General features: G+C 64.0%; 20 protein-coding genes. 11 read left to right on the forward strand and 9 right to left on the reverse strand.

The annotated features are described in order from the left end of the window. Nucleotides 1–25 precede the first annotated feature (25 nt). Entirely contained in the window at nucleotides 26–1,180 is a 1,155-nt protein-coding gene (locus N7568_RS06335) for an epoxide hydrolase family protein (protein ID WP_261609054.1), read from the forward strand. Between the two features lie 66 nt (nucleotides 1,181–1,246). Here the strand turns inward: N7568_RS06335 and N7568_RS06340 are convergent, their stop codons facing one another. Continuing rightward, entirely contained in the window at nucleotides 1,247–1,924 is a 678-nt protein-coding gene (locus tag N7568_RS06340; RefSeq protein ID WP_011775987.1) for a Crp/Fnr family transcriptional regulator, read from the reverse strand. 234 nt (nucleotides 1,925–2,158) lie between these two features. Here N7568_RS06340 and N7568_RS06345 point away from each other — a divergent pair, with 234 nt between their 5' ends. Beyond that, a complete protein-coding gene (locus N7568_RS06345; protein ID WP_261609055.1) occupies nucleotides 2,159–3,343 on the forward strand; it encodes a MarP family serine protease in 1,185 nt (394 codons plus the stop codon). A 129-nt stretch (nucleotides 3,344–3,472) separates the two neighbouring features. After that, a complete protein-coding gene (gene aroQ / locus N7568_RS06350) occupies nucleotides 3,473–3,949 on the forward strand; it encodes a type II 3-dehydroquinate dehydratase (RefSeq protein WP_261609056.1) in 477 nt (158 codons plus the stop codon). 75 nt (nucleotides 3,950–4,024) lie between these two features. Here the strand turns inward: aroQ and N7568_RS06355 are convergent, their stop codons facing one another. The 4 genes from N7568_RS06355 to N7568_RS06370 all read right to left on the reverse strand — a co-directional run bounded on the left by N7568_RS06355 (nucleotide 4,025) and on the right by N7568_RS06370 (nucleotide 9,631). Further along, complete coding sequence (locus N7568_RS06355) at nucleotides 4,025–6,229, reverse strand: alpha-galactosidase (RefSeq protein WP_261609057.1); 2,205 nt, start codon at nucleotides 6,227–6,229, stop codon at nucleotides 4,025–4,027. Between the two features lie 119 nt (nucleotides 6,230–6,348). Further along, entirely contained in the window at nucleotides 6,349–7,695 is a 1,347-nt protein-coding gene (locus tag N7568_RS06360; protein ID WP_261609058.1) for an ABC transporter substrate-binding protein, read from the reverse strand. A 44-nt stretch (nucleotides 7,696–7,739) separates the two neighbouring features. Further along, the gene (locus N7568_RS06365) at nucleotides 7,740–8,642 is read right to left on the reverse strand and encodes a carbohydrate ABC transporter permease (protein WP_261609059.1); all 903 of its coding nucleotides are present in this window, start codon (nucleotides 8,640–8,642) and stop codon (nucleotides 7,740–7,742) included. A 26-nt stretch (nucleotides 8,643–8,668) separates the two neighbouring features. After that, nucleotides 8,669–9,631, reverse strand: a complete 963-nt coding sequence (locus N7568_RS06370; protein ID WP_439898964.1) for a carbohydrate ABC transporter permease — start codon at nucleotides 9,629–9,631, stop codon at nucleotides 8,669–8,671. A gap of 212 nt (nucleotides 9,632–9,843) precedes the next feature. On the opposite strand from N7568_RS06370, the gene N7568_RS06375 reads away from it, so the two are divergent. Next, nucleotides 9,844–11,043: a Gfo/Idh/MocA family protein gene (locus tag N7568_RS06375; protein WP_261609060.1), complete on the forward strand. Its 1,200-nt coding sequence runs from the start codon at nucleotides 9,844–9,846 to the stop codon at nucleotides 11,041–11,043. Nucleotides 11,044–11,057: 14 nt separating this feature from the next. Next, nucleotides 11,058–12,077 (forward strand): LacI family DNA-binding transcriptional regulator, encoded by a 1,020-nt coding sequence (locus N7568_RS06380; protein WP_261609061.1) that lies wholly within the window; start codon nucleotides 11,058–11,060, stop codon nucleotides 12,075–12,077. Between the two features lie 178 nt (nucleotides 12,078–12,255). Here N7568_RS06380 and N7568_RS06385 read toward each other — a convergent pair whose 3' ends face one another. After that, a complete protein-coding gene (locus N7568_RS06385; protein WP_439898971.1) occupies nucleotides 12,256–13,611 on the reverse strand; it encodes an FtsX-like permease family protein in 1,356 nt (451 codons plus the stop codon). Nucleotides 13,612–13,618: 7 nt separating this feature from the next. Further along, nucleotides 13,619–14,389, reverse strand: coding sequence for an ABC transporter ATP-binding protein (locus N7568_RS06390; RefSeq protein ID WP_261609063.1), 771 nt, complete (start codon nucleotides 14,387–14,389; stop codon nucleotides 13,619–13,621). Between the two features lie 180 nt (nucleotides 14,390–14,569). Here N7568_RS06390 and N7568_RS06395 point away from each other — a divergent pair, with 180 nt between their 5' ends. The 5 genes from N7568_RS06395 to N7568_RS06415 are packed head-to-tail and all read left to right on the forward strand — an operon-like array spanning nucleotide 14,570 to nucleotide 19,905. Beyond that, nucleotides 14,570–14,917: a hypothetical protein gene (locus tag N7568_RS06395; RefSeq protein WP_261609064.1), complete on the forward strand. Its 348-nt coding sequence runs from the start codon at nucleotides 14,570–14,572 to the stop codon at nucleotides 14,915–14,917. Next, nucleotides 14,917–16,503: a sensor histidine kinase gene (locus N7568_RS06400; RefSeq protein WP_261609065.1), complete on the forward strand. Its 1,587-nt coding sequence runs from the start codon at nucleotides 14,917–14,919 to the stop codon at nucleotides 16,501–16,503. Before N7568_RS06395 ends, N7568_RS06400 begins: the two co-directional genes overlap by 1 nt. Further along, nucleotides 16,500–17,159, forward strand: coding sequence for a response regulator transcription factor (locus N7568_RS06405; protein ID WP_261609066.1), 660 nt, complete (start codon nucleotides 16,500–16,502; stop codon nucleotides 17,157–17,159). The genes N7568_RS06400 and N7568_RS06405 overlap by 4 nt, the downstream gene beginning before the upstream one ends. Beyond that, nucleotides 17,156–18,676 carry an SLC13 family permease gene (locus N7568_RS06410; RefSeq protein ID WP_261609067.1) on the forward strand — a complete coding sequence of 507 codons (1,521 nt, stop codon included), beginning with the start codon at nucleotides 17,156–17,158 and terminating at the stop codon, nucleotides 18,674–18,676. The genes N7568_RS06405 and N7568_RS06410 overlap by 4 nt, the downstream gene beginning before the upstream one ends. A gap of 29 nt (nucleotides 18,677–18,705) precedes the next feature. Beyond that, on the forward strand, nucleotides 18,706–19,905 hold the full coding sequence (locus N7568_RS06415) for a glycerate kinase family protein (protein ID WP_261609068.1): 1,200 nt from the start codon (nucleotides 18,706–18,708) through the stop codon (nucleotides 19,903–19,905). A gap of 3 nt (nucleotides 19,906–19,908) precedes the next feature. Here the strand turns inward: N7568_RS06415 and N7568_RS06420 are convergent, their stop codons facing one another. Both N7568_RS06420 and acs read right to left on the reverse strand, forming a co-directional pair. After that, nucleotides 19,909–20,697 carry a DeoR/GlpR family DNA-binding transcription regulator gene (locus N7568_RS06420; protein ID WP_261609069.1) on the reverse strand — a complete coding sequence of 263 codons (789 nt, stop codon included), beginning with the start codon at nucleotides 20,695–20,697 and terminating at the stop codon, nucleotides 19,909–19,911. Between the two features lie 167 nt (nucleotides 20,698–20,864). After that, nucleotides 20,865–22,910 carry an acetate--CoA ligase gene (gene acs, locus N7568_RS06425; protein WP_261609503.1) on the reverse strand — a complete coding sequence of 682 codons (2,046 nt, stop codon included), beginning with the start codon at nucleotides 22,908–22,910 and terminating at the stop codon, nucleotides 20,865–20,867. 459 nt (nucleotides 22,911–23,369) lie between these two features. On the opposite strand from acs, the gene N7568_RS06430 reads away from it, so the two are divergent. Further along, the gene (locus N7568_RS06430) at nucleotides 23,370–24,767 is read left to right on the forward strand and encodes a hypothetical protein (RefSeq protein WP_261609070.1); all 1,398 of its coding nucleotides are present in this window, start codon (nucleotides 23,370–23,372) and stop codon (nucleotides 24,765–24,767) included. Nucleotides 24,768–24,777 lie beyond the last annotated feature (10 nt).

Genomic DNA, 24,777 nt, shown 5'->3' on the forward strand with positions numbered 1-24,777 from the left:
CTATATCCACCGTATCGTCGAAAACATGGAGAACAACACAGACACGAGAATTGATATCCGCGACTTTCACCTGGACGTTTCCCAGGCCGAGCTCGACGACCTGCTGGAGCGACTCGCAAGGACCCGCCTGCCCCAAGCAGCACCAGTTGACGACTGGGACGCCGGTACCCCGAACTCCTATCTTCGCGATGCCGTGGACGCGTGGACCACCAGCTTTGACTGGCGGACCCAGGAAGCGCGCATCAACGCCGTTCCGCACTTCACCACCGAGATCGACGGACAGCACTTCCACTTCATCCATGTACGTTCACCACATGCGGGAGCTACGCCGCTGCTCCTGGCACACACCTACCCCGGTTCATCCGTCGACTACCTCGACATGATCGATGAACTTACCGATCCCATGGCGCACGGCGGCCGGGCTGAGGACGCCTTCGACGTCGTGATCCCGGATGCCCCTGGCTATGGATTTTCCAATCCCGTGGTTGAGACAGGATGGAACACTGCACGCGTGGCCCGAGCCTATGACGCTCTCATGCGCGGGCTTGGCTACACCCACTACGGTATTCACGGTTCTGACAACGGCGCGATGGTGGCCCGGGAGCTCGGTCTCTTGAACCCGGACGGATTCCTTGGCCTCCACGTGTTGCAGCTTTTCTCGTTCCCATCCGGTGACCCGGCCGAGTTCGAGAAGCTCGAACCGCAAGACTACGCAGGTCTTGAGCACATAGAGTGGTTCCAGTCGGTCGGGGGCTACAACACCATGAACGCCAGCCGGCCGCAGACGGTGGCGGTGGGACTGAGCGACTCGCCGGTGGGACTCTTGGCCTACAGCGAGCTGTTCAACTCGTTCGGCAACGGCACGTCGCTCGTCCCGCTCGAGAAGATCCTCACCGAGGTCACTGTGAACTGGTTCGCAAACGCTGCGGCAGGCATGAGCCGAAGCTATCTGGACAACGCACGTAGCCAGGCCGGGCCACAGGTGAACACTGCGCCCACCGGCGTCGCGGTCTTCAAGGACGATTTCCAAACGATCCGTGTTTTTGCCGAGCGGGATAACTCCAACATCGTGCATTGGAGTCGGTTCGAGGAGGGTGGGCACTTCGCCGCCGTGGAAGTGCCATCGCTGGTTGCCGGCGACATTCGCGCATTCTTCGCGACGGTTCGCGCCGGGCAGTGACTCAGAAATCCGACTGGCACGAAAAAGCCGCCCCGGTGAGAACCGGGGCGGCTTTTTCGCGGCTGTTTAGCGGGAGCGCTGGCGGAGGCGCTGCATGTCGAGGATAACCACAGCGCGGGCTTCGAGGCGGAGCCATCCGCGCTGGACGAACTCGGCCAGTGCCTTGTTCACGGTTTCGCGGGAAGCTCCAACCAGCTGGGCCAGTTCTTCCTGCGTGAGCTCGTGGGCAACCAGGACGCCGTCGGTGGCCGGACGGCCGAAGCGGTCGGCCAGGTCCAGGAGAGCCTTGGCAACACGGCCCGGAACGTCCGAGAAGACGAGGTCGGACAGGGAGTCGTTGGTGCGACGGAGGCGGCGGGCCAGAGCCTGCAGCAGCTGCGCGGAAACCTCGGGGCGGGTGCGGAGCAGCGCGTTGAGGCTCTCGTTCTTGAGACCGGCCAGACGGGTTTCCGAAACAGCCGTAGCCGTAGCGGTACGCGGGCTGGGGTCGAACAACGCCATTTCGCCGAAGAGCTCACCCGGGCCGAGTATGGCCAGCAGGGACTCGCGACCGTCGGGGGACGTGCGGCCGAGCTTTACCTTGCCGGAAACGATGAAGTAGAGCTGGTCACCCTGGTCACCTTCGCGGAACACCGAAGCCCCACGTGAAAGGTCCACCTCGGTGAGTTCGTCCGTCAGCAAGCGGAATGCGTCGTCGTCAAGGGTGGCGAAGAGGGGTGCGCGGCGCAATACCTCGATGTCCATGAAATCTCCTGAATATAAGTTTCGGTCGTGGCGCTCAGGCCATTGTTTCAGAATTTTTCAGCTTCTGTGACGTACTTGGCACGTGAAACGCTGAAACTACGCGGGTTTTGGGGTATCCAGCCCCCGTTGTAGCCCTTCGAAGGGGCATTACAGCCCCCGTATCGTGACCGGACTAACGGTTTGCTGTCAGGGTGGACATCTAGAATTGACGCTACCCGGCTACGAGGAGCATTGGTGTTTGGCTTGACGATATTGGATTTGGCGTTGATCTTGATGCTGCTTTCCTACCTGATCTATGGCCTCCGCAACGGCTTTATGGTCACACTGGGCGGAATCGCAGGATTCGTCGTCGGAGCCATTGCGGCTTTCATGGCCGTGCCGCTCGTCAGCGGCTGGGTGACCGACAGCGGCTGGAGGCTGACTGCCACAGTGGGCGCCGCCGTCGTACTTATCGCATTGGGCCACGGGCTCGGCACCATGATTGGGCGCAAAGTCCGCCACGCCGTACGAATCAAGCCGCTGCATGCAGTGGACCGGTTGATTGGCGGGGCAGTGAGCATAGTGGTTGCTGCGTTGGTGATGTCCATGTTGGCGTTCAGCGTCAGTTCGCTGGGTGTGCCTTTCGTCTCACAACAGCTGGCCGAGTCCAGGGTCATCCGCTACATCGACACTGTGACGCCCACGCCGGTGAAGACCACCATGGCGCAGCTGCGGTCCACAGTGATCGGCGACGGCATTCCCAAGCTCATCGAGGGCATCGGGCCAGCCACCCCAGTGCCGGTTCCCAACGCATCCACTGACACCCCGGCACTGAACCAGGCCGCCGAATCGGTCCTCAAAATCGCGGGTACCGCCTTCGAATGTGGCCAGAACCAGACCGGGTCCGGATTCGTCGTTTCTCCCGGGCGAGTCGTGACCAATGCGCACGTCGTTGCGGGCGTGTCGCAGCCGGTGGTTGAAGTTCCCGACGGCGGTGCGTTGCCGGGTCAGGTGGTCTACTTCGACCCGCAGCGAGATATCGCAGTCCTGGCCGTGGACGGACTGCAGTCCAACCCGCTGCGGATGAGCGCCGACCTCCCCGAAGGCAGTCCGGCAGCTTTCGCCGGGTACCCACACGGCGGTCCTTTCCAGTCAAAGCCGGCCACCGTGCAAGGAATTTCGACCATCCTGGTCCCGGATATTTATGGCGACAACCCTTCTCCTGAGCTCGTCTATAAGCTGGCCGGTGACGTGCAGCCTGGTAACTCCGGGGGCCCGCTGTTGACCATGCAGGGCGAGGTTGCCGGGCTGATCTTCGCCAAGACCACCACCGATGCCGCCCTTGGCTTCGCGCTCACCATGGCAGATCTGGAGCCCGTGGCGGCGCAGGCTCCCGGCCTCAGCAACCCGGTCTCGCCCGGCCAGTGCACCCGTAAGTAGCGGACGCGCTCTCACCTTCTGGCGCGTTTCGGCGGGCCCTCTCTCACATCGTGAGCGTTTTGAGCCCACGCTCTCTCATCTCTTGGGCACGATTCCCAGGCGCCCTCCTGCCGCTATAGATTGGGAGCCATGACTGAAGCCACTCCCGCCACCGAAACCGGTCGCGGCACCATCCTTGTGATCAACGGCCCCAACTTGAACCTGCTCGGCACACGCGAGCCGGAGAAGTACGGCACGTCAACTTTGGCCGACGTCGAGCAACTCGCCATGACAGCGGCTGCAGCCCATGGCTTCACCGTTGACTGTGTGCAGTCGAACCACGAGGGCGATCTCCTGGACGCCATCCATGCCGCGCGTGGCACAGCGGTCGGGATTGTCATCAACGCGGGGGCCTACACGCACACGTCCGTGGCACTTCGCGACGCCCTCGCGGCGGTGCAGCTTCCCGCCGTCGAGGTCCACATCACCAACGTCCACCAGCGCGAAGAATTCCGCCACCACTCGTACCTGTCGGGCGTGTGCACCGCGATCATAGTCGGCGCTGGAGTGTTGGGCTACAAGCTGGCCATCGACTACCTGGCAGATGCGGTCCAAAGCGCGCGGTAGGTGAGCGTGCGTTCCCGGGAACCCCTTCGTAGGTGAGAGAGGATCCCCGGGAATGCTGCGATAGGTGAGAGAGCGTCAGAGGGCCGTGAGCCGCAGCAGGATGGCGTGCTCCGGGTTCAGGACAGGCATCGGAAGGCCTGCTTCGCCCAGGAACCGGCCAGTGGCTTCCGCCCCGGATGCCAACCAAGGCGCCGGCTTCGCTTCTATGAACGTGTGCCCGTAGTCGGTGTCGCTTGGTGAGGGGAAGATTGCCTCCACCCGGTATGAACGCAACGGATCGAGCCCCGGGATCGCTACCCGGCCCACCTGCTCGGCGAAGCCTGTGCGGGTCTTCACCACAGCGAAAACCGCGGCCGTGGCTCCTGCCGCGATGCCGCCGTCGGACCCTAACGTGTCAGCAACAACGCCGTGCACCATCAGCGACTCGTCCGGCGCATCAGCGCGCACCATTCGTCCGCTGTGGATCAGGCCGCGGTGTTCCTTGTACAGGCCGATGAAGCGCTTGAGTTCCTCGCGCTCCGCACCCGTGACGGAGCGGACGTCCCACTCCATGCCGAAGTGTCCAAAGAGCGCAGTGATGGCGCGGAACGAGAGGTCGTGCGTTCGCCCAGTGGTGTGTGACGTGGTCGGTCCGATGTGTCCGCCCACCAGCTCAGGCGGGACCACCATTCCGGTCCAGCGCTGGATGGTCTGCCGTTCCAAGGCGTCGTTGCAGTCAGATGCCCAGATACGGTCGGTACGCTCAAGGATCCCCAGGTCAACGCGCGCGCCTCCGGAGGAGCAGCTTTCGATCTCGACGCCTGGGTGGGCCGCACGGAGCGCGTCAAAGAGCCGGTACGCCGCCAGGGTTTGTTCGTGGACTGACGCCCGACCGGCATGCCCATGCTCCAGCAGGTCCCGGTTCTGATCCCACTTGAGATAGCTGATGTTGTTCTCACGCAGCAAGGTGTCGATGCGATCGAAGATGTACTGCCACGCATCCGGGTTCACGAGATCGATGACGTGCTGCTGCCGCCACTCGAGGGGCAGCCTGCCACCGTCCTTGTATGAAGCAGCGGAGGGGCCGACAATCCACTCGGGGTGTGCCCGGGCTGCGTCGGAGTCAAGGTTGATCATTTCGGGCTCCACCCAGAGCCCGAATTCCATGCTTCGGGACGTCACGGCGTCGATGAGCGGCGTCAGTCCGCCGGGCCAGACGGTCTCATCGACGTACCAGTCGCCCAGCCCGGCGTGGTCGTCACGGCGCCCGCGGAACCAGCCGTCGTCGAGCACGAAACGCTCAACGCCAAGGTCCGCAGCAGACTCAGCGAGCTCGATAAGCGTGTCCAGGTCGTGGTCGAAGTAGACCGCCTCCCAGGTGTTGAGGACCACCGGACGGGGCTTGCCGGAGAGCGCACCCACGTGGTGGGGGCGCGAGCGGAACCAGCTGTAGAAGGCTGCAGAGATCCCGTCCAGCCCCTGGTCCGAATAAGCGGCAAAGAGCGCAGGAGTGGTGTAGCTTTCACCGGGTTCCAGGACTACTTCAGCCGGCCCCAACAGTTCAGATCCGCCTATCATCGTTCGCCCGTCCGCAATGCTGTCCGCGAACTCCTCATGGTTGCCGCTCCAGGCCAGGTGCGTAGCCCAGACCTTGCCGTGCCTGTTTCCGAAGCCGGCCGTTCCCGCGGCGAGCAGGAGCGAAGAGTCGTGCCCGGTACGGCCGTGCCGCCCGGTGCGGACCCACGTTCCCTGCTGGATGGCCCGGCGCTGCGGGTGACGTTCGCGGCACCAGCGTCCGGTCAAATCCAAAAGTTCGACGGCGTCCGGCGCCACCGGGAGCATCGTCGCCAGTTCATCCACTTGGAAAGGTGACGAGCCGTCGTTCCTGGCCGTGTGCCGCAGTTCGAGTAGCCCGCCCGGGTGCAGGGTGAGGTTGCTGGTCACTGTGATGCCGGCGTCGGGATCTGCCTGGACAATCACGGCAGTGGACCCGCCCGCAGGGCCGCCGTCCGTCGTCGCGCTCACCACGCGGAGGCGGACTGAGAAGTCGAAGCCGGGAACGCCGTCGGTGATGCGGTGGCCGCGGAGCCCGGGCCTGCCCTGCCAAGCTGACGAGGCCTGGGGGAGGAGCCCGGCAGGGACGTTGGCGTCGATCGAGGACGGCGGGATGGGCTCGTTGAGGATGGCCAGGTCCGGCAGGGTGTCGCCCAGGTCGGCTCCCCAGTGGCTTATCTCAGCCTCGCCGCGGTGGGTGCTGATCACCAGGCTGGTACCTGCGGAACGGAGATGGAGCGGGTGCATGTGTGAAGTCGCTTTCAAATCGGATCGTACGGGGTGTTGTGGGGCCCGCTCTGCGCGCTTCGCGAAGGAAATATCGCGCAGAGCAGGCCTCACAACAGGTGGGTTGGAACGGGTGGGGGTTACTTGAAGAGGTTGTTGACCTGGTCGTTGGCTTCGGTCAGCGAGGAGGCGGGCTTCTTGCCGGAGAGGACTGCATCCATGGCGGGCTTCATGATGCCATCAACCTTGGCAGCCTTGTCCGCGATCGGGAAGAGGAACGTGGTGCCGTCCTTCACATGGGTGGTGAAGGCTGAAACGTCGGTGCCCTTGTCAGCGAAGGCCTTGGCTGCGATCTCGGAGGAGCTGGCGATGGCCGGGAACACGACGGCCTTGCTGGCCACGACATCCTGGCAAGCAGTGGAGCCGAGGTACTCAACCCACTTGACGCTGGCTCCGGGGTTCTTGGTGCCGGCCCAGATGGAGTCGGCCAAACCGTTGAACATGGACGCACGCTTACCGTCCGTGCCCTTGGGAGTGGGCGCAATGGCGGTCTCGATGCCCTTGTAGGTCTTGTATTGCCCGATCAGCCAGTCACCATTGCTGTTGATGGCAGACTTACCGGCACCGAAACTGTCCGGCATGCTGGCGCCGACGGTGGTCTCCAGCTTGGGCATGTAGCCCTTGTCCACCAAGCCGGCCCACCAGGCGATGGTTTCCTGGAACCGGGGGTCGTCGTAGTTGAACTTGCTGCCCCACGGGTTCTTGTCGGTTGCTGTCCAGCCCGTGGTCGCTGTGAGGAAGCTCCACTCGGTCTGGCCCTGCCCCGAACCGCTGCCCGTCAGGCCGAGTCCGTAAGTGGCTACGTTGTTCTTGTCGAACCCAGCTTCGTCGCCGCGCTTGCCGTTCTTGTCCACGGTCAGGCGCGCAATGGTCTTCTCGTAGCTGCCACCGTCCTTCGGGTTCCAGTCCAGGTTGGCCATTTGCTCAGCCGTGATCCCGGCAGCATCGGTCATGGCCTTGTTGTAGAACAGGCCCACGGTGTCCCAGTCCTTGGGGAGGCCATAGCGTTTGCCGTCCTGGCCGACCCAAAGCTCCGGGAGTCCCTTGGTGTACGCGTCCAGCTTGATGCCGTCCTTCTCCACCGCCTCATCCAGGGAGAGCAACTGCTTCTTTGCGGCGTACTCGGGGTATTTGGAGAGGTGGTTGGTGAAGACGTCCGGAGCTGTTCCGGCCACGAAACCGTTGGTCAGTGTGGTCCAGTAGTCGTCCCAGCCACGCTGGGTGATCTTGACCTTGATGTCCGGGTTGGCTTTGGTGAAATCATCAGCGCATTGCTGGTAGGCCGGGAGCTGGTTGGCGTCCCAGAGCCAGTAGTTGATTTCGCCTTTGGCCTCGGAGGAGGCAGGCGAGGAGCCGCCACAGGCGGACAGGGTCAAGGCGATGGCGATGGCGGCGGCAGCAGCGGCGACGCCGAGGGTTTTCTTCATAGCGAACCTTTCAGGGGGTTTTACAGAGGGGTTTCAGCGTGCGGTTACTTGATTCCGGAGAATCCGATGGAGTTGACTACCTTCTTGCCGAAGGCGATGAACAGCAGGAAGATCGGCAGGGCAGCAACGAGGGTTCCGGCCATGAGTCCGGACCAGTCCAGGGCGCCCTGCGGAGACTGCGATTTGAAAACGCTGAGGCCCACAGTGAGGACCCGGACGTTTTCGTCCTGGCCCACCAGGAGCGGCCAGAAGTATTCGTTCCACTGACCGATGAAGGTCAGCAGCGCCAGTGTGGCGATGGGGGCTGCGGCGTTGGGAAGCACAATCTGGAAGAAGATGCGGAGGTGCTTGGCGCCGTCGAGCATTGCCGCTTCCTCAACTTCGCGGGACATGCTCAAGAAGAACTGCCGCAGGAAGAAGATGGCGAACGGGGTCATGAACAGGAACGGCAGGGACATCCCGGCCATGGTGTTGAGCAGTCCGAGGTTCTTGATCATGAGGAAGTTGGGCAGGGCCGTGAAGATGGGGGGAACCATCATGGTGGTCAGGAACACGGCGAACACCTTGTTGCGGCCCGGCCAACGGAGTCGTGCAAAGGCGTAGGCGGCCATTGCGCTGAAGAAGACCTGGCCGGCTGTGGTGATGGTGGCGAAGATGACGGAGTTGCGGAGGTAAAGCCAGAAGTTGATGGCGGCCCCGGAACCGCCGTCGGCTATTGCTTCTTCGGTGGACTGCAGCCCGAGAACGCGTTTGAAGGCGCCCCAGCTGAAGTCCGCGGGCAGGAGGTTTCCAGCGTTCGAAGCCAGCGCGCTGTTGCTGGACAGCGCGGTCCGCAGCATCCACAGGAACGGGGCAATGGTCACGGCAACGGCGACGGCGACCAGCACCCAGGCGCCGATCCGGCGCCAGTTGAGGGGCTTCTTGCGGGTAATGGTTGAGGTTGTCATGGCGGTTTCCTTAGTCCACATCCGGCTTAGTCCAGGTCCGATTCATTGCCCTTGAGGAACTTCATTTGCACGAAGGCCACCAGCGCGAGGATGACGAACAAGATCACGGACAGTGCGGAGGCATAGCCGAAGTCGGACTCGCCGAAGGCTTTTTGGTAGATGTACATCTGGATCACGCGGGAGGCGTTGACGGGGCCACCGTTGGTGGTGACGGCTACGGTGTCGAAGACCTGGAAGGAACCGATCACCGTAACCACCAGCACCAACACCAACACAGGGCGGAGCAGCGGCATGGTGACGCTCCAGAACGTCCGGGTGGGGGAGGCGCCGTCGAGGTTTGCTACCTCGTAAAGGTGGTTCGGGATGGACTGCAGTCCAGCGAAAATCAGGAGTGCTGTGTAGCCCATGTGCCGCCAGACGTTCACGAACGCGATGGTGGGAATGGCCCACTGTTCGCTGCCGAAGAAAGCGACGCGGGGGAGGCCCACCCAGCTCATGATCTCGTTGACGATTCCCAGTTGGTAGTCCAACATCCAGAACCAGAGCAGGGCGACGATGACGTTGGCCACCAGGAACGGCAGCAAGAGTGCCCCGCGGATGAAGGTTGACTTGGCCACCCGGTGCATCAGCAGTGCGAGTCCGAGGGCGATGACTGTTTGGAAGCCGATATTGAGGGCCACGTATTGGAGCGTGACGCCCATGGCGTTCCAGAACAGTTCGTCGGCGAAGATCGCGGTGTAATTGTCGATCCCGATCCAGGTGGGCTCGCCCAGGATGCTGTACTCGGTGAAACTGAGGTAGATGCCGCGGATGGTGGGGATGAGAAAGAACGCCACGAAGCCGATGACGGCCGGGAAGATGAAGAAGAGAGCGATTTTGAGGTCGCCGAGACGGCTGGTCATGCTGCGTTTGGCTGGCTGGGGCTTGCGTCCGTGGTGACTCCCGGACCGGCCGGAGGCCCTGCCCGGTTGCTTGGTTAGCGTGGTCATCGTCGACCTTTCCTGACTGTGATGTCGGTAACAACTGGATGAGAATCTACACGAGTAGATTTGGCTAACGCAAGAGCTGCCGCAAATTTTTGGTGTGAAATGTTCGAAAGTGTTCCTTCTGTTGACTCGTGTAGATTGCGGTGGAAGACTCATCCGTGAACCCACAAGGGACGCTTCGAAAGCTGCGGCAGCAGCTCCAGGAAAGGCAAACAATGACGTTTTCGATCGGTGTTCTGGGTGTCGGACAGTTCGGCAGCCAGTTCGCGCACTTGTTCAAACTCCACCCCGGTGTCAGCGCGGTCTACGCGGTGGATGAGCTCCCCGAGCGCGCCGCTGCCGCGCAGGAGCGGTGGGGCTTGGACGGCGTGCTGGGTAGCTTTGAGGAGTTGCTGGAGTCCGACGTCGACGCTGTCGCCATCTTCACCCAGCGATGGACCCACGGTCCTTTGGTAGAGCGTGCGCTGCGCGCCGGAAAGCACGTCTATTCAGCGGTGCCGATGGCGATCTCCGAGGACGAGATTGAGCGCATTATTGAGGCCGTTCGCGAGACCAAGCTGGTCTACGCGATGGGTGAGACCAGCTACTACAACCCCGCCACCGTCTTCGCCCGCCAACAGCACGCAGCCGGCAAATTCGGTCGGATCTTCTACACCGAGGGCGACTACGTCCACGACATGGACCTGGGTTTCTACGAGGCCTACCAGTACAGCGGCGGAGAGCGCTGGAAGGAAACCGCGAGCTACCCGCCCATGCTCTACCCCACGCATGCCATTGGCGGAGTCCTCGGCGCCATCCCCGGACACGCTGTCAGTGTCAGCTGCATCGGCGTGAAGGACCATCGCGGCGACGGCGTCTTCGACAAGGACGTCAGCATGTTCGCCAACGACTTCTCCAACGCCACAGCGCTGTTCGAAATGAACGACGGCGGCGCGATGCGCACCAACGAGATGCGCCGCGTCGGCTATCCCTCACACATCCGGGAATCACGCTTCCGCTTCTTTGGGACCGACGCCAGCTTCGAACAACTTGCCACCACTACGGTGTGGCAGGACAAGTCTTCCGTGCAGGACGTGTCCGAGCAGGTGGAAACCAAACCGACCATGTCCGCCGATGATCCCTCCTTGGCAGACGTGGCGCCCGAGCTGCGGGACGCCTTCATCTCAGGGCTGGCACCGGTGCACGATCAGACACGCCTCCCGGAGGAGTTCCTCGGTGCACCCAACGGTCATGAAGGCAGCCACCAATTCCTGGTGGACGACTTTGTGACGGCCGTGAACAACCGGACGCTTCCGCCGGTCAACGCCTGGGTGGCGGCCCGCTTCACCCTCCCGGGGATCGTTGCCCACGAATCAGCACTTCGCGCTGGGGAACGGCTTACGATCCGCGACTTCGGTGATGCTCCCGTGGAGTAGCTAGCATTTACCTCATGACAACAACAGCAGTACAAACCCCGCGCGGCCCGGTTACACGCAAAGACGTGGCCCGGTACGCCGGGGTGAGTACCGCCGTCGTGAGTTATGTGGTGAACGGCGGGCCCAAGAACGTTGCCCCGGCGACGGAAGCCAAGGTCCGCGACGCTATCCGTGTCCTGGGGTACCGGCCCAACGCTGCGGCGCGTGCCCTCAAGCTGGGTTCCAGCGAGACCATTGGTGTTGTTGTGCCGGACAATACCAATCCCTTCTTTACCCATCTGGCCCATGCTGTGGAGGATGCTGCGTCGGAGCTGGGATTCGGCATGGTGCTCACCAACTCCGACGGAAGCCTGACCCGTGAGCGCAAGAACATCCGTACCTTGGCTGCGCGGCAAGTGGACGGCGTCTTCCTGGCCAGTTGCGTGTTCGACCCCGATGTCACGGAGTTGGAAGCTTCGGAAATCCCGTCCGTCCTGTTGAACAACGCAGGTTCACCGCCAGGATTCAGCAGCGTGGGTGTGGACCTCGAAGCCGGTGCCCGTGCCGCGGTGGAGCACTTGATAGGACACGGACATACGAACATCGGGCTTGCGATCGGAACGAACACAGGCAACCAGCTCGATGGCCGTGAAGTGGGGTGGTTGGCAACCCTGCGGGAGGCGGGCCTGCCCGACGGCCCCATGCTGCACAGCCCGTTTACCCGCCCCGGCGGGTATGAGGTAGGCAAACGCTTCCTGTCCATGGCCAACCGTCCCACCGCGATCTTTGCCAGCAATGACATGCAGGCTATAGGTATCCTCCGGGCACTCCACGAGGCCGAAGTCCGGGTGCCTGAGGATGTGGCCCTCGTGTCCTTCGACGGGTCCTTGGACTCCGAATACAGTTGGCCTGCACTGACCACGGTGGCGCAACCGGTCCAAGCCATGGCCGAAGCCGCCGTCCGGGCCCTCGTGGGCAAGGGCCGGACAGGGGAACCGCAGCACCAGATCCTGCCAACCGAGCTGATCGTCCGGCAGTCCTGCGGCTGCAAATAGCACCCTCTCCCACCGATTCGCCTGTTCGGCCGGATGCTCTCTCACCGATTCGCCTGTTCGGCCGGATGCTCTCTCACCTTTCACGGCCCCTCCTGGAGGGTCGGGCGGGTGGGGGCCAACGGTGATAGAGGGTCGGCCGGGTGGGGGCCAACGGTGATAGAGCGTTGGCCAGGAGGGGCTAGGAGTCCATGCTCGCGTAGCGCTCAGGACGGGCCAGCACCTGGCCGATCTGCGCCGTCCCGGCAGCCACGGCCAACCGGACCAACAGGAACCCGGCCGCGAACACTCCGCCGATGGTCAGGAACACCACGGGCTGGGTCAGCAACACGGTGCCCGTCAGCGGCAGGACCAGCACGGCAGCTGCAGCGGCCGAAATGCCAGCCACCAGGAACAACGGTGACATCACGGCCTTGACCCTCGCCGCCACCATGAGTTTCAGCGGCATCCCAACGCGATCAAGCGCCACCAGCGTCGACGCCCGGTCAAGCACTGCCGCGGCCTGGTTCACGCCCGCTGAACATGCCACCATCAGGAACGAACCCAGCAGGGTGATCATCACGCCAGTATTGATGTCGCGGACCAAGAGCGCAGTCTCATCCGTGGCGCCGGGACCCATGGTGTCGGCCACAGCCATGCCGACGCCCACGAACACCCCCACGAAGCTGGTCATCGCAACGCCCCCAACTTGCCGCCACGATTCCTTGGGGCTCTCCAGCACGGTCCGGGCAGCCAGCAGTTGCTCGGGGCGTTTGGCCCGCTTGAGCTGCGAGGATGCCCTCAAACGCAGGATCCAAGGTCCCATGAGATTCAGCGCCAGCAGTGCCAGCCCGAAGCAGCCGCCCATGACGGCGATGATCACGATGAACGCACCGAAGCTGCTGAGCATACCCATCGCCACCACGCCGATGACCACCACCACGGCCGCGATGAGTCCGCGAACCCAATGGGCGCCGTCGGCCGTTTGCCTTGTCCGGACACCCAACGGCGTCACCACAACCTTCCGCAGCCCCAGGGCGGCGCTCGCCGCGGCCAGGACGCAGACGGCGAGGATGCAGCCGAGGATGGATGGCACGGACAGCCACGCGTGGCTGCCGATCGCCTGGCCACGGAACTGGATCAAACCCAGGAACGGAGCCATGCAGGCATACAGACCCGCGCCCGCCACCGCGCCCACAGCCGCCAGGACGGTGGATTCAATGACGGTCATCCAGACGACCGTTGCGCTGTTGGCGCCCAACAGGCGAAGGGACGCCAAACGGTCATCACGACGGCGCGCGGCAAGCCGGGCGGCCGAGGCGCCGAGCGTCAGGAGCGGGATGATGAGCAGGACCATGGCGACGACGGCGAGCGCTTGGTAAGTGCCTGCGATGTCGTCCGACCAGGACCAGAAGACCTGCGAGCCGCCGGCCACAGTGAGCAGAAGGGCTGTGACCGTACCGAAGGCCAGTACGGGCAGCCCGGCGTCACGGAGGCCCGTTTCCCTGAGGCTGCTGCCGCTGCTTCGCGCGAGATAAGGGGTGAGGCGCAACGCCATGCTGAGGCTAGACATTGAACGCACCCTTGAAGCTGGTGGGGGCTGCAGGAGCGGCTTGTGCGAGGCGGTCCGCCTGGCCAGAAGCGGGGGAGGAGCTGCCGCTGTCCGACACGATCCTGCCGTCGCGCAGCTCCACAACGCGCTGGCAGCGTGCTGCCACGTTGGGATCGTGGGTGACCACCAACAACGTCCTGGAATTTGCGGCGACACTGCGGAGCAGCACGTCCAAAACTTCGTTTGACGTTGCGGAGTCCAAGGCGCCCGTGGGCTCATCGGCGAAGACCACCCGTGCGCCCGTGACCTGGGCACGGGCGATGGCCACGCGCTGGACCTGCCCGCCGGACAGTTCGCCCAAGCGTCGTTGCTCCATGCCCGCCAGGCCCAGAGCCCCAAGCCACTCGGCGGCCCGGGACTCCGACGTCCCCCGGTCGGTGCCGTTCAGCATGAGTGCCAAGGCTACGTTCTCCACGGCTGTCAGTTCCGGCAGGAGCATGCCTTGCTGGAAGACGAAGCCGAACTCCTCGCGCCGCAGGCGGGACAACGCAGCGTCACCCAGGGTGTCCAGCCGTAACGGTGCCGACGGAGTGTTCAAGGTGATGGCACCGGCGTCGGGCCTCAAAATCCCGGCGAGGCAGTGCAGCAGGGTTGTCTTACCGGAACCGGACGGCCCGATGATCGCGATGGACTCGCCGGCGTTCGCTGTGAAGTCGACGTGGTCCAGTGCGATGCTGCCGGGGTAGTGCTTGGTGAGCTGCTGGGCGTGGAGGATGGCGTTCATATATCCAGCATCCCCAACGGTCCCATCCCAGGGCGTCAGTCCGCTGGCTGAACTCTGCCGGCTGGCCTCCACCCGGGGTATGAGACGGGCAGACAGCCGGAGGTGCGGGCAACACCCCACATGAAGACTTCTTCATTCCCGTTTCATCAGGCCCTCATAGTGGCCTGCAACGATAAACGCATGCAAACAATGCGACGAGTTCTCCTGCTGGGGGCGCTGCTGGTGGTTCCGGTGCTTCTTGCGGTGGCCGGCACCCTGCTTGCCGCTCCTTCAGGACCGCCGGCTGTGGATGCGAATCCGATTGAGTTGGGGCCCGGGCCAGACGGCCGGCCGGCGCCGGGCCTCGAGCCCACGCCCGCACCGACGACGCCGGGCACCGCACCGACGACGCCGGCCCCTGCACCCACAACGCCGGCGCCAACGCCTCCGCCGGTGGCCCCGGCTCCCGCCCCGCCTGTCGTGCCACAGCCGGTGGTCCCGCCCGTGGTGATTGATGACGATGACGATGCTGGAGAGGTGGACGACTGATGACGATGACGGCCACCACCGCAAACACTGCGACACTGCCCGCCGTCCCGGAAAGGCATCCCCGCACTGGCAACCCCGGCCCCCGGTCCGGCTCGAAAGTTCCCGCCCGTTGGCGGATCGCGGGGTGGATCCTGCTGACCACGGCCCTGACCTTGCTGGCAGTCATGTTGACCATGCGCTCCCTGCTGCTGAACGGTACGCAAACCCAGGCTCATCAGGACATCACCCAGGAGCTCCAGGAATTCCGTGCTTTCGCCGCGGAGGGTGTGGACCCCACCACAGCCAAGCCTTTTACCTCGATTGAGAAGATGCTGGAGTTCTTCCTCAGCCGGCAGTCGGCGGCGCAAGGCGAGGTGATAGTGGGAACGGTGGGCCAACGCATTCTCTACACGCCCACAGGCGCGCTCAGCTCGCAGGCCAACGGCCACGACCTCCCGCGGGATCAAGCGTTGATGGACTCGATCCGCACCGGCGATGCTTCATCGGGGATCGCCCATACCAGTGAGGGAGAGATGCACTGGGTCCGCCTGCCCGTGGTTTCCGGCAACGAGACGGGTCACCTGATCGTGGGAATTTACATGGCCCCGCGTGAGGCACAGGTGGCGGGAACAGTCCTCACCATCTTCTTCGTTTCGTTGGGCGGTCTGGCTGTGACGGCGGGCATTGCGTGGTTGGTGGCCGGCCAGATCCTGTCGCCGGTCCGTGAAGTCCGCCGCGTGGCGGAGGACATTTCCGAAAGCGACCTGACCTCGCGTGTGCCGGTCCGGGGCAGTGATGACATTTCGGCGCTCGCCGTCACGTTCAACACCATGCTGGATCGCATTGAATCGGCGTACCGGACCCAGCGGGCGTTCGTCGACGACGCGTCGCATGAATTGCGCACGCCCATCACCGTGATCCGGGGACATCTTGAACTCATGGAAGACAACGAGGCTGACAGGGCCCGCACCCTTGCGCTGGTGGACGATGAGCTGGCAAGGATGGGGCGGATTGTGTCTGACTTGCTGCTCCTGGCCAAGGTGGACCGTCCGGGATTCGCGCAGCCCCGGCGCACCGACGCCGCAACGCTCCTGCTCGATATTGAGGCGAAAGCGCAGGTTTTGGGTCCCAGGGGATGGCCCATCCTGGAGATTGCCGAGGGCAGCATCAGCGTTGATACCCAGCGGATGACCCAGGCGGTCCTTCAGCTGGCCACCAATGCGTGCCAGTACTCCCCGGAGGAGAGCACCGTCAGCCTGGGGTCACGGTTTGAAGGCGAAGGTGGCGCCCGTCAGTTCACCATCTGGGTTTCGGATCAAGGACGAGGCGTGGAGGAGGAAGAAGCGGCCCGCATCTTCGGCCGTTTCCACCGGGGCCAGGCGACGCAGGATACCGAACGTGCCCGGCCGGGTGCCGGCTTGGGACTGGCTATCGTCCGCAGCATCGCGGAAGCCCACCATGGTTCTGCCTGGGTCCGAAGCACCCAGGGAAGCGGAGCAACGTTCGGCATCACGGTGCCGTCCCCGATATACGACGACGACGGCGATGCCGGCTCGGGCGGGAACGTCACCGAACGCCTGGATGAAGTGAAGGAGCACCAACAGTGAGCAGGATCCTGATCGCAGAGGATGATCGTCGGATTGCCGACTTCATTGAAAAGGGCTTGAGGGCCGCGGGCTACACGTGCCTGGTGGTGGACGATGGCGCCAGTGCCTTGCTGCTGGCACGTTCGGGCGAGTTCGGCATGATCGTCCTGGACATTGGCCTTCCCATGCTGAACGGATTCGAAGTCCTTGAACGCCTGCGCAGCGAAGGTTCCAAGACACCGGTGATCGTCTTGACGGCCAGCGACTCCGTGGCTGACACCGTGTACGGGCTGGAAAGCGGCGCCAACGATTACATGACAAAGCCGTTCCAGTTCGCGGAGTTGCTGGCCCGTATCCGGTTGCGGTTGAACGATGACGCTGACAGCTCGCCGGTCTTGAACCTCATACATGGTGACATGGTCCTGGATCTTCGAAGCCGTCGGGTCCGCGTTGGTGATGGCGGAGCCGACCTCACCGCCCGCGAGTTCTCACTCCTGGAGGTCTTCCTGCGCCATCCCGGCCAGGTACTCACCAGGGAGCAGTTGATTTCGCACGCCTGGAACATGGACTTCGATCCGGCGTCGAATGTGGTGGATGTGTACGTCCGCGCGCTCCGTGCCAAAATCGGAGCGGAACGGCTGGAGACCGTCCGCGGTGCGGGGTACCGGCTGACATGAGGCAGGTCTATTACAGCTCAGCCCCCTCCACACCGGCGCAGCAGGCAGAGGTTGCTACGGACAGGAAGATCTTTGGCGTCCTCCGCCCGGCAGCAGCCATCGCCATGGTTGCGGCGCTGGCCATCATGGTGGCGTTTGCCGTGAACTCGGTCAACGGGTGGGGTCTGGACGGCCATGCGGCGGTGACTCTCTGCATCTTTGTGGCTGCGATGTGGTTCTGGATTTTCTCCCCCGTTGAGGACACCTACGTAGCCTTGGGGGCCGCCGTCGCGCTGGTGATCAGCGGGACTCTTCCCACTCAGAGCCTCTTTGCTGCACTGGGCGAGGACACCATCTGGTTGTTGATGGCCGCGTTCGTGATTGCCAGCGCCGTCGCCTCCACCGGTCTGGCGGCGAGGGGCGCTGCCTTCATCATTTCCGGTGCACGCTCGGTCCGGCAGTTGGCGTATCTGTCCTGCCTGGGCCTGGTGGTGACCGCCTTCGCGATTCCGGCGACGTCCGGCAGGGCAGCGCTGGTCCTGCCCATCTTCCTCACGTTGCGCAAAGCGCTCCAGGACCGGCCTGCAGTGGTGAAGATGCTCGCAGTGCTGTTTCCCACGGTGATTCTCCTGTCCGCGGTCAGCTCGTTCCTGGGCGCTGGAGCTCACCTGATCACCAGCCAGATCCTTCAGTCCGCGGGGTTCGAGGGCTTTGACTTTGCTTCGTGGCTGTTGCTGGGCCTGCCGTTGGCTTTGGTCTCGTCCTTCATGGCGGCTGAACTGGTAGTCAGGCTGTTCACGGCGGCCGGTGACAGGACCAAACCCCTGGCAATCGACCTGGCCGAACTGCAGAAGGACAGCACCCAACGCATCAGCGGACCACTGGACCTGGACGAGCAACGCTCCCTGTTGTTGCTCGCCGCCGTAGTGACCCTGTGGTGTACCGAGCCGATCCACGGACTCGACCCCGCCTTGGTGGCCCTCATGGGAGCACTGGTTGTTTCCCTGCCATGCTACGGATCCGTCACCTTGGGATCCGCGCTGAAGAAGGTGCCTTGGTCCATGTTGATCTTCATGGCCGCCACCCTGGCCCTGGGATCGAGCCTGGTGACCACGGGCGCGGCTGCCTGGCTTGCGAATTCCCTGATGGGACCTGTCGCCGTGTTCGGTGCGGCCAAACCCTACCTATTTGTGGTGGTTGTGGTGGTGGTATCCACTGCAGCGCACTTGGTGATCCAGTCCCGATCAGCCCGTTCCGCTGTCCTCATCCCCATCGTGGTAGCTTCGGCGGCGCCCATGGGCGTGGAACCGATGGCAGCTGCGTTTGCTTCCACCGCCGCAGCAGGCTTCTGCCATACGCTCACCAGTTCCGCGAAACCGGTGGCCATCTTTGCCGATACGGACGGTCAACCCCATTACCAGCCGGCGGATCTCCTCCGGCTCTCAGCCTGGCTGGCGCCCCTAAGCGCCGTCGTCGTCCTGCTGTTTTCCTTCCTGGTCTGGCCCCTGCTGGGCCTGCCGCTCATCACTTCGCCATAAACCACAAGAAAAAAGGTGCCCTCATGGTCATGTCCATTCCGCAACGCATTCTGGTTGCACCGTCCGGTTTCAAGGAAAGTCTCGACGCCGTGGAAGTCGCCGCCGCCATTTCGGCCGGAATCCGCCGGGTTATCCCGGGCGTCAGCATCAATTCCGTCCCCATGGCAGACGGTGGCGAGGGCACCGCCGCAGCGCTCGCCAGCGCGACGGGAGGCAAGATCATCCGTACGCGGGTCACCGGTCCGGTAGGCCTGCCCGTGGATTCCCACTTTGCTGTCCTCGGCGCAGTGGACCGACCCACAGCCGTGGTCGAGATGGCTGCTGCCGCGGGCCTGCGCCTGGTCCCCGGAACCATGCGAAACCCCGGGCTGACCACCACCCGTGGTGTGGGGGAGTTGATCCTGGCGGCCCTGGACCAGGGTGCCGAACGCATCGTGGTGGGCTGCGGGGATTCAGGAACGTCCGACGGCGGCGCGGGCGCCTTGCGCGCCATGGGCGTAAGAATCCTTGACGTTCACGGCAACGACCTCCCGGAGGGCGGCGCTGCTCTGGCAGAAGCCGGGAGCGTGGACTTCTCCGGCCTTGATCCGCGCCTGGCCGGATGCCGGTTGGAGCTGGCACTCAATCCGTTCAATGTCCTCTGCGGTCCGCAGGGTGTGGCCCGGGTATTCGGGCCGCAGAAGGGTGCCACGCCGGATCAGGTGGAACAACTCTCCCAAGGTCTGGACCACTGGGCCGCCCTGCTGGCCGAAGCCACCGGGACGCCGGAGGAATTCCTCAGGAGCGGTGCAGGAACAGGAGCCTCCGGTGGACTCGGGGCTGGACTCGCTGCGGTGGGCGCCCGGCTGGTGCCGCGATTCGAACTCTTGCTGGATTCAGGACTGGCCGGGATCGACCTCGACGCCCACATCGCCAACGCTGACCTGGTGGTCACGGCGGAGGGCGCCATCGATTTCCAAACACCCCGGGGAAAAGTCCCGGCAGAAGTTGCACGCCGCGCACAACGGGCAGGAGTACCCGTGCTGGCTTTCGCAGGTTCCATTGGCAAGGACGCAGCCGACGTCCACGCCGCCGGCATTGACGCGATCGCCGGCATCATCCCGATTCCGATGGACCTGGACCGGGCAGTTGCAGAAGGAGCCACGCTGTTGCGGGAAGCTACTGAGCGCACCTTCCGGGTGCTGCTGTTGGGCTCGGCCATCTCGTCCCGGGTGGGTGCGGCGGCTTAGCGGTCAGGCTCCTGCGATCCGCAGCTTGGCCACGTTCTCGGCCAGCACCCGTCGGGCGTCGTCTCCCAGCAACGAGTCCGTGATCAGTTCATCGGCTTCTTCCAGTTGGGCGATCGAGGCAATGCCCACCACGCCCCACTTGCTGTGATCGGCCAGCACCACCGTGCTCCGGGCAGACGTCATGAAGGCTCGGTCCGTCTCCGCTTCGAGCAGGTTGGGGGTAGTGAAGCCTGCCTGGGCATCCATGCCGTGGACACCCAGGAACAGGATGTCCAAGTGGAGCTGCTTCAGGGAGGCCGTGGCAATCGGTCCCACCAGTGCATCCGACGGCGTGCGCTCGCCGCCTATCAGGATCACAGTTGAGCCGAACCGGGCGGGGCCTGATGATGCGCCGTGATGAAAGAGATCGGCGATCCGTACGGAGTTGGTGACTACGGTGATGCGTGGACCGTGAACCAGTTCCTGGGCCAGCGCCCACGTGGTGGTTCCGGCGCTGAGGCCGATCGCCATGCCCTCCTGAACCAGTGAGGCGGCTTCGACAGCAATCGCGTGCTTTTCCGCCGTGAGCTGTGTGGACTTCAGTTCGAAGCCCGGCTCATGGGTGCTTGCATCGCCGGGCAGCTTAGCGCCGCCGTGGATGCGTTCCACGCGGCCGGTTTCCTCCAGTGCTTCGATGTCGCGCCGGACGGTCATGGGGGAGACCCCCAGCAGCTGGGCAAGATCGGAGACCCGGACCACGCGTTCGCGCTGGACCGCATCGATGATGGCGGAGTGGCGTGCTGCCTGAAGCATCAGGGCCTTTCTGGAGAGCCTCGTAGACGTGAGGCTGAGTCTGGCTCCAGTCTAGGACGCGGTGAAGCCGCCCGGCGGCAAATCCAGTCGCGGCGCCGTCACGCAACTGACGTAACGCACGACGGCGCCGCTCACCTCAAGAGGCGGGCGGCGCCGTCGTGAGCTCGCTACTTGCGGAGGGAATCGGCGATCTGGGTCATGATGCCGGGGTCTGCCAAGGTGGTGGCGTCACCCGTGTCGCGGCCTTCTGCGATGTCCTTCAGGAGGCGGCGGACGATCTTGCCGGAGCGCGTCTTGGGCAGTTCCGGGACGATCAGCAGCTGCTTGGGTTTGGCGATCGGTCCGATTTCCTTGCCCACGTGGTTACGCAGTTCCAGGACGGTTTCGTCGCCGTTGTTCACGGCGTCACCGCGGAGGATGACGAATGCGACGACGGCCTGCCCCGTTGTCTCGTCAGCGGCTCCAACGACGGCCGCTTCAGCGACGGACGGGTGGGAAACCAGCGCGGACTCGATTTCGGTGGTGGAGAGGCGGTGGCCGGAGACGTTCATGACGTCGTCAACGCGGCCCAGGAGCCAGACGTCGCCGTCCTCATCCTTCTTGGCGCCATCGCCGGCGAAGTACATGGCCTCGAAGCGGGACCAGTAGGTGTCCTTGAAGCGCTCGGGGTCGCCCCAGATGCCTCGCAGCATGGAGGGCCACGGTTCGCGGACCACCAGGTAGCCGCCTTCGCCGTTGGCCACTGGCTGACCGGCTTCGTCCACGACGTCCACGGCGATGCCGGGCAGTGGAACCTGCGCGGAACCGGGCTTGGTAGCTGTGACGCCGGGAAGCGGGGCGATCATCTGCGCGCCGGTTTCCGTTTGCCACCAAGTGTCCACGATCGGGGCGGGGTGTTCCTTCTTTTCGCCGTTCTTACCGGCGTTGGCGCCGATGACGTCCCGGTACCACATCCACGCTTCGGGGTTGATGGATTCGCCCACGGAGCCGAGGACGCGGATGGAGGAGAGATCGTACTTGTCCGGGATGTCCCGGCCCCACTTCATGAACGTACGGATGGCGGTGGGGGCTGTGTAGAGGATGGAGACCTTGTACTTCTCCACGATTTCCCACCAACGGCCCTGGTGCGGGGAATCCGGTGTGCCTTCGTACATGACCTGGGTGGCGCCGTTGATGAGCGGTGCGTAGGTGACGTAGGAGTGGCCGGTGACCCATCCGACGTCGGCGGTGCACCAGTACACATCGGTTTCCGGGTGGAGATCAAACACGGCCTTGTGCGTGTACGCGCCTTGGGTGAGGTAGCCGCCGGTGGTGTGCAGGATGCCCTTGGGCTTGCCGGTGGTACCTGAGGTGTAGAGGATGAACAGCGGGTGCTCGGAGTCGTGGCCGACGGCGGTGTGTTCGGTATCTGCCTTATCTACCGTGTCGCTCCACCAGAGGTCGCGGCCCTCCACCCAGTTGACGTCTTCGCCGTTGCGCTTGACCACCACAACGTTCTGGACCGTATGACCTTCCTTGGAGAGGGCTTCGTCCACGGCCGGCTTCAGGGCGCTGGGCTTGCCTCGGCGGTAGGTTCCATCGGCCGTGACTACGAGCTTGGCTTCGGCGTCCTCGATGCGGGAACGCAGGGCATCTGCGGAGAAGCCACCGAACACCACGGAGTGCACGGCCCCGATCCTGGCGCAGGCAAGGAGTGTGATGACGGCTTCGGGGATCATAGGCAGGTAGACGGCCACGCGATCGCCCTTGGCCACGCCGAGGGACTCGAAAGCGTTGGCGGCTTTCTTCACCTCTTCGGTCAGCTGCGCGTACGTGTAGGTGCGGGTATCGCCGGGTTCACCTTCGAAGTAGATGGCGACGCGGTCACCCAGGCCGTTTTCGACGTGGCGGTCCAGCGCGTTGTACGCAGCATTCACCTGGCCGCCTACGAACCACTTGGCAAACGGCGGGTTGGACCAGTCCAATGCCTCGGTGAAGTCCTTGTCCCAGGTCAGCAGCTCACGGGCCTGCTTGGCCCAAAAGGCGGGACGGTCTGCCTCTGCCTCTGCATAGGCGTCAGCGCTTGTCACTGCGTTCGCGGCGAAGTCCGCCGACGGGGCGAACTTGCGGTTCTCGTGGAGGAGGTTTTCAAGCGCCTCGACGTGTGGGGCCTGACCGTTGTGAGCTGTTGAAGCTGCAGCGGTGGCCGTGGATCCGGTGGTGTCCTGGGACATGGTGAACCTCATCATTCATCGATCTTTGCTGCACGGAACCTGCCGCGGGGTCCCCGCCCGGGCCGTCGTCGGCGTCGAGCGCGTTCCCCGAAGGTCCGCAGAGTGCTGTCCGCCATCAACACTATCGCTTTGAAACGTCCTACGTGTGCGTCGTCACAAACGTGCCAGTGAGCGGTGCGGATTTAGCGACGAATGGCGCCGTAGGCGGTGGGGAACCGTTTACATGACGACGACGGCGGCACCAATTGTCGCTGCTCTTGGCAGTCACTTTCTGTAAGGCACCTTGGAGTTTGCTGTGGGCGAAGCTGGATGGCCGTTTTCAGCTAGAACCCTGTCAGTGGGGTGGCATAGGCTGAAGAAGTCTTGGGACGCATCTCAGGCGTGACTGGTTTTTCGCGGAATCCTGCGGGGATCACCTGTCCGGACTGTCCAAGACGCCGCCGTACGAAGGAGAAATAGATGAACCAGCTGAGCCCAGGCCCGCACGACTCACACCCGACGGGACCGGACACCACGGCTGGAACGGCCACCGCAACAGGTGGCAACGCTGCTGGGAATCCTGCGACGGGTACGTCCGGAGCTGCAGCCAAGAACGACGCTGCCAAATACGACGCCGTAGTGGGGCCGTTCACCATTCGGGACCTCACCGTCTTCGGCTCCACACTGTTCATGTTTGTCGCTTCCTTGCTGCCGATGTTCGGAGAGCGCTACAACCTCTGGAACCTCGGAAACCTGTTCTTCCTCCTGCTGGGCATCATCCTGCCGTTGGTCGTTGTGGCACTCTTCGTCGCCCGGAGACTGAAGCCGGGAACCGTTGTCCGGGTAGGTTCACTGTCCGTTGACCAGTTCGCATCCGTTACGGCTTCATTCGCTTTCCCGCTCTTCTTCCTGACAATCGCCAACTCGTTCAACGGCGGCGTCCTGCTGGGACTGGTGGGCTCTGTCGGCTTGCTGGCTGCAACCGTCCTGGCCCCGCATCTTCCGTGGCTCTCCGCTGACTTCAAGGGTCGTGCTGAAACTCCGGCCCACGTTGTTGCCCGCGAAGCCGCGGTGCCCAGCCGCAAGCCCGCTGCACCTAAAGCACCCAAGGAACCCAAAGCGCCGAAGCCGGCAGGAGGAACTTCCACGCCTGGTGCGACGCCCGGGTACCAGGCTCCGGGCTCACAGGCAGCCGGGACTGCGGCCGCTGCTGCGTCGACCGGTGCCCCCGGTGCGGGTGCCCCCGCCGCTGCCGCCGCGATTTCCAGCCCCTTCGCTCCGCCAGCCTCCTATGGAACCGCGCCGTCGCAGTCAACCGAGGCTCCCGCCGTCGTGCATTCAGCCGACAGCAAGCCTGCAGAAGGTACGGTTCCCTCAACGGCGGGTCCCGCTGCCCCTCAGGCGCCAATCGCCGCCAATGCACCTGCAGCGGCGACTGCGCCTGAGCCGGAAGGTTCCGTGAAGGGTGCTGAGCCAACGAACGAGGCCGGGAAGACCCCGGCATCATCGCCGGAGCCCGCCACTACCCAGCACGCGCAGCAGCCGCTGCAGCAGCCCGCAGCCCAGCAGCCGTGGGCTGCCACCATGGCCACCCCGGTAGTCTCCGGAGACACCCGTAAAGTCAGCGACTCCATCGGCGCTACAGTGGACCCGGCCAGCCGTCCCGACGAATCCGATTCCCCGCAGTATGAAGCGTTCTGGTTCGCCGTTGCCCAGCCCCGGACTGCGTACGACGAACACTCAGGCGTTCCTGCATTCACCATCGAACCCGGTGGCTGGGTGCTCGCACTGGAGGACCGCGGCCATGAATTCCTGGTGCAGGACACCGACGGCAAGGTTGGGGTTCTTCGGGAGCTCAGCAACATCGAACGCGGCTAAGCAGGGATCC

The organism is Paenarthrobacter aurescens (assembly GCF_025421775.1).
GTDB lineage: Bacteria > Actinomycetota > Actinomycetes > Actinomycetales > Micrococcaceae > Arthrobacter > Arthrobacter aurescens_B.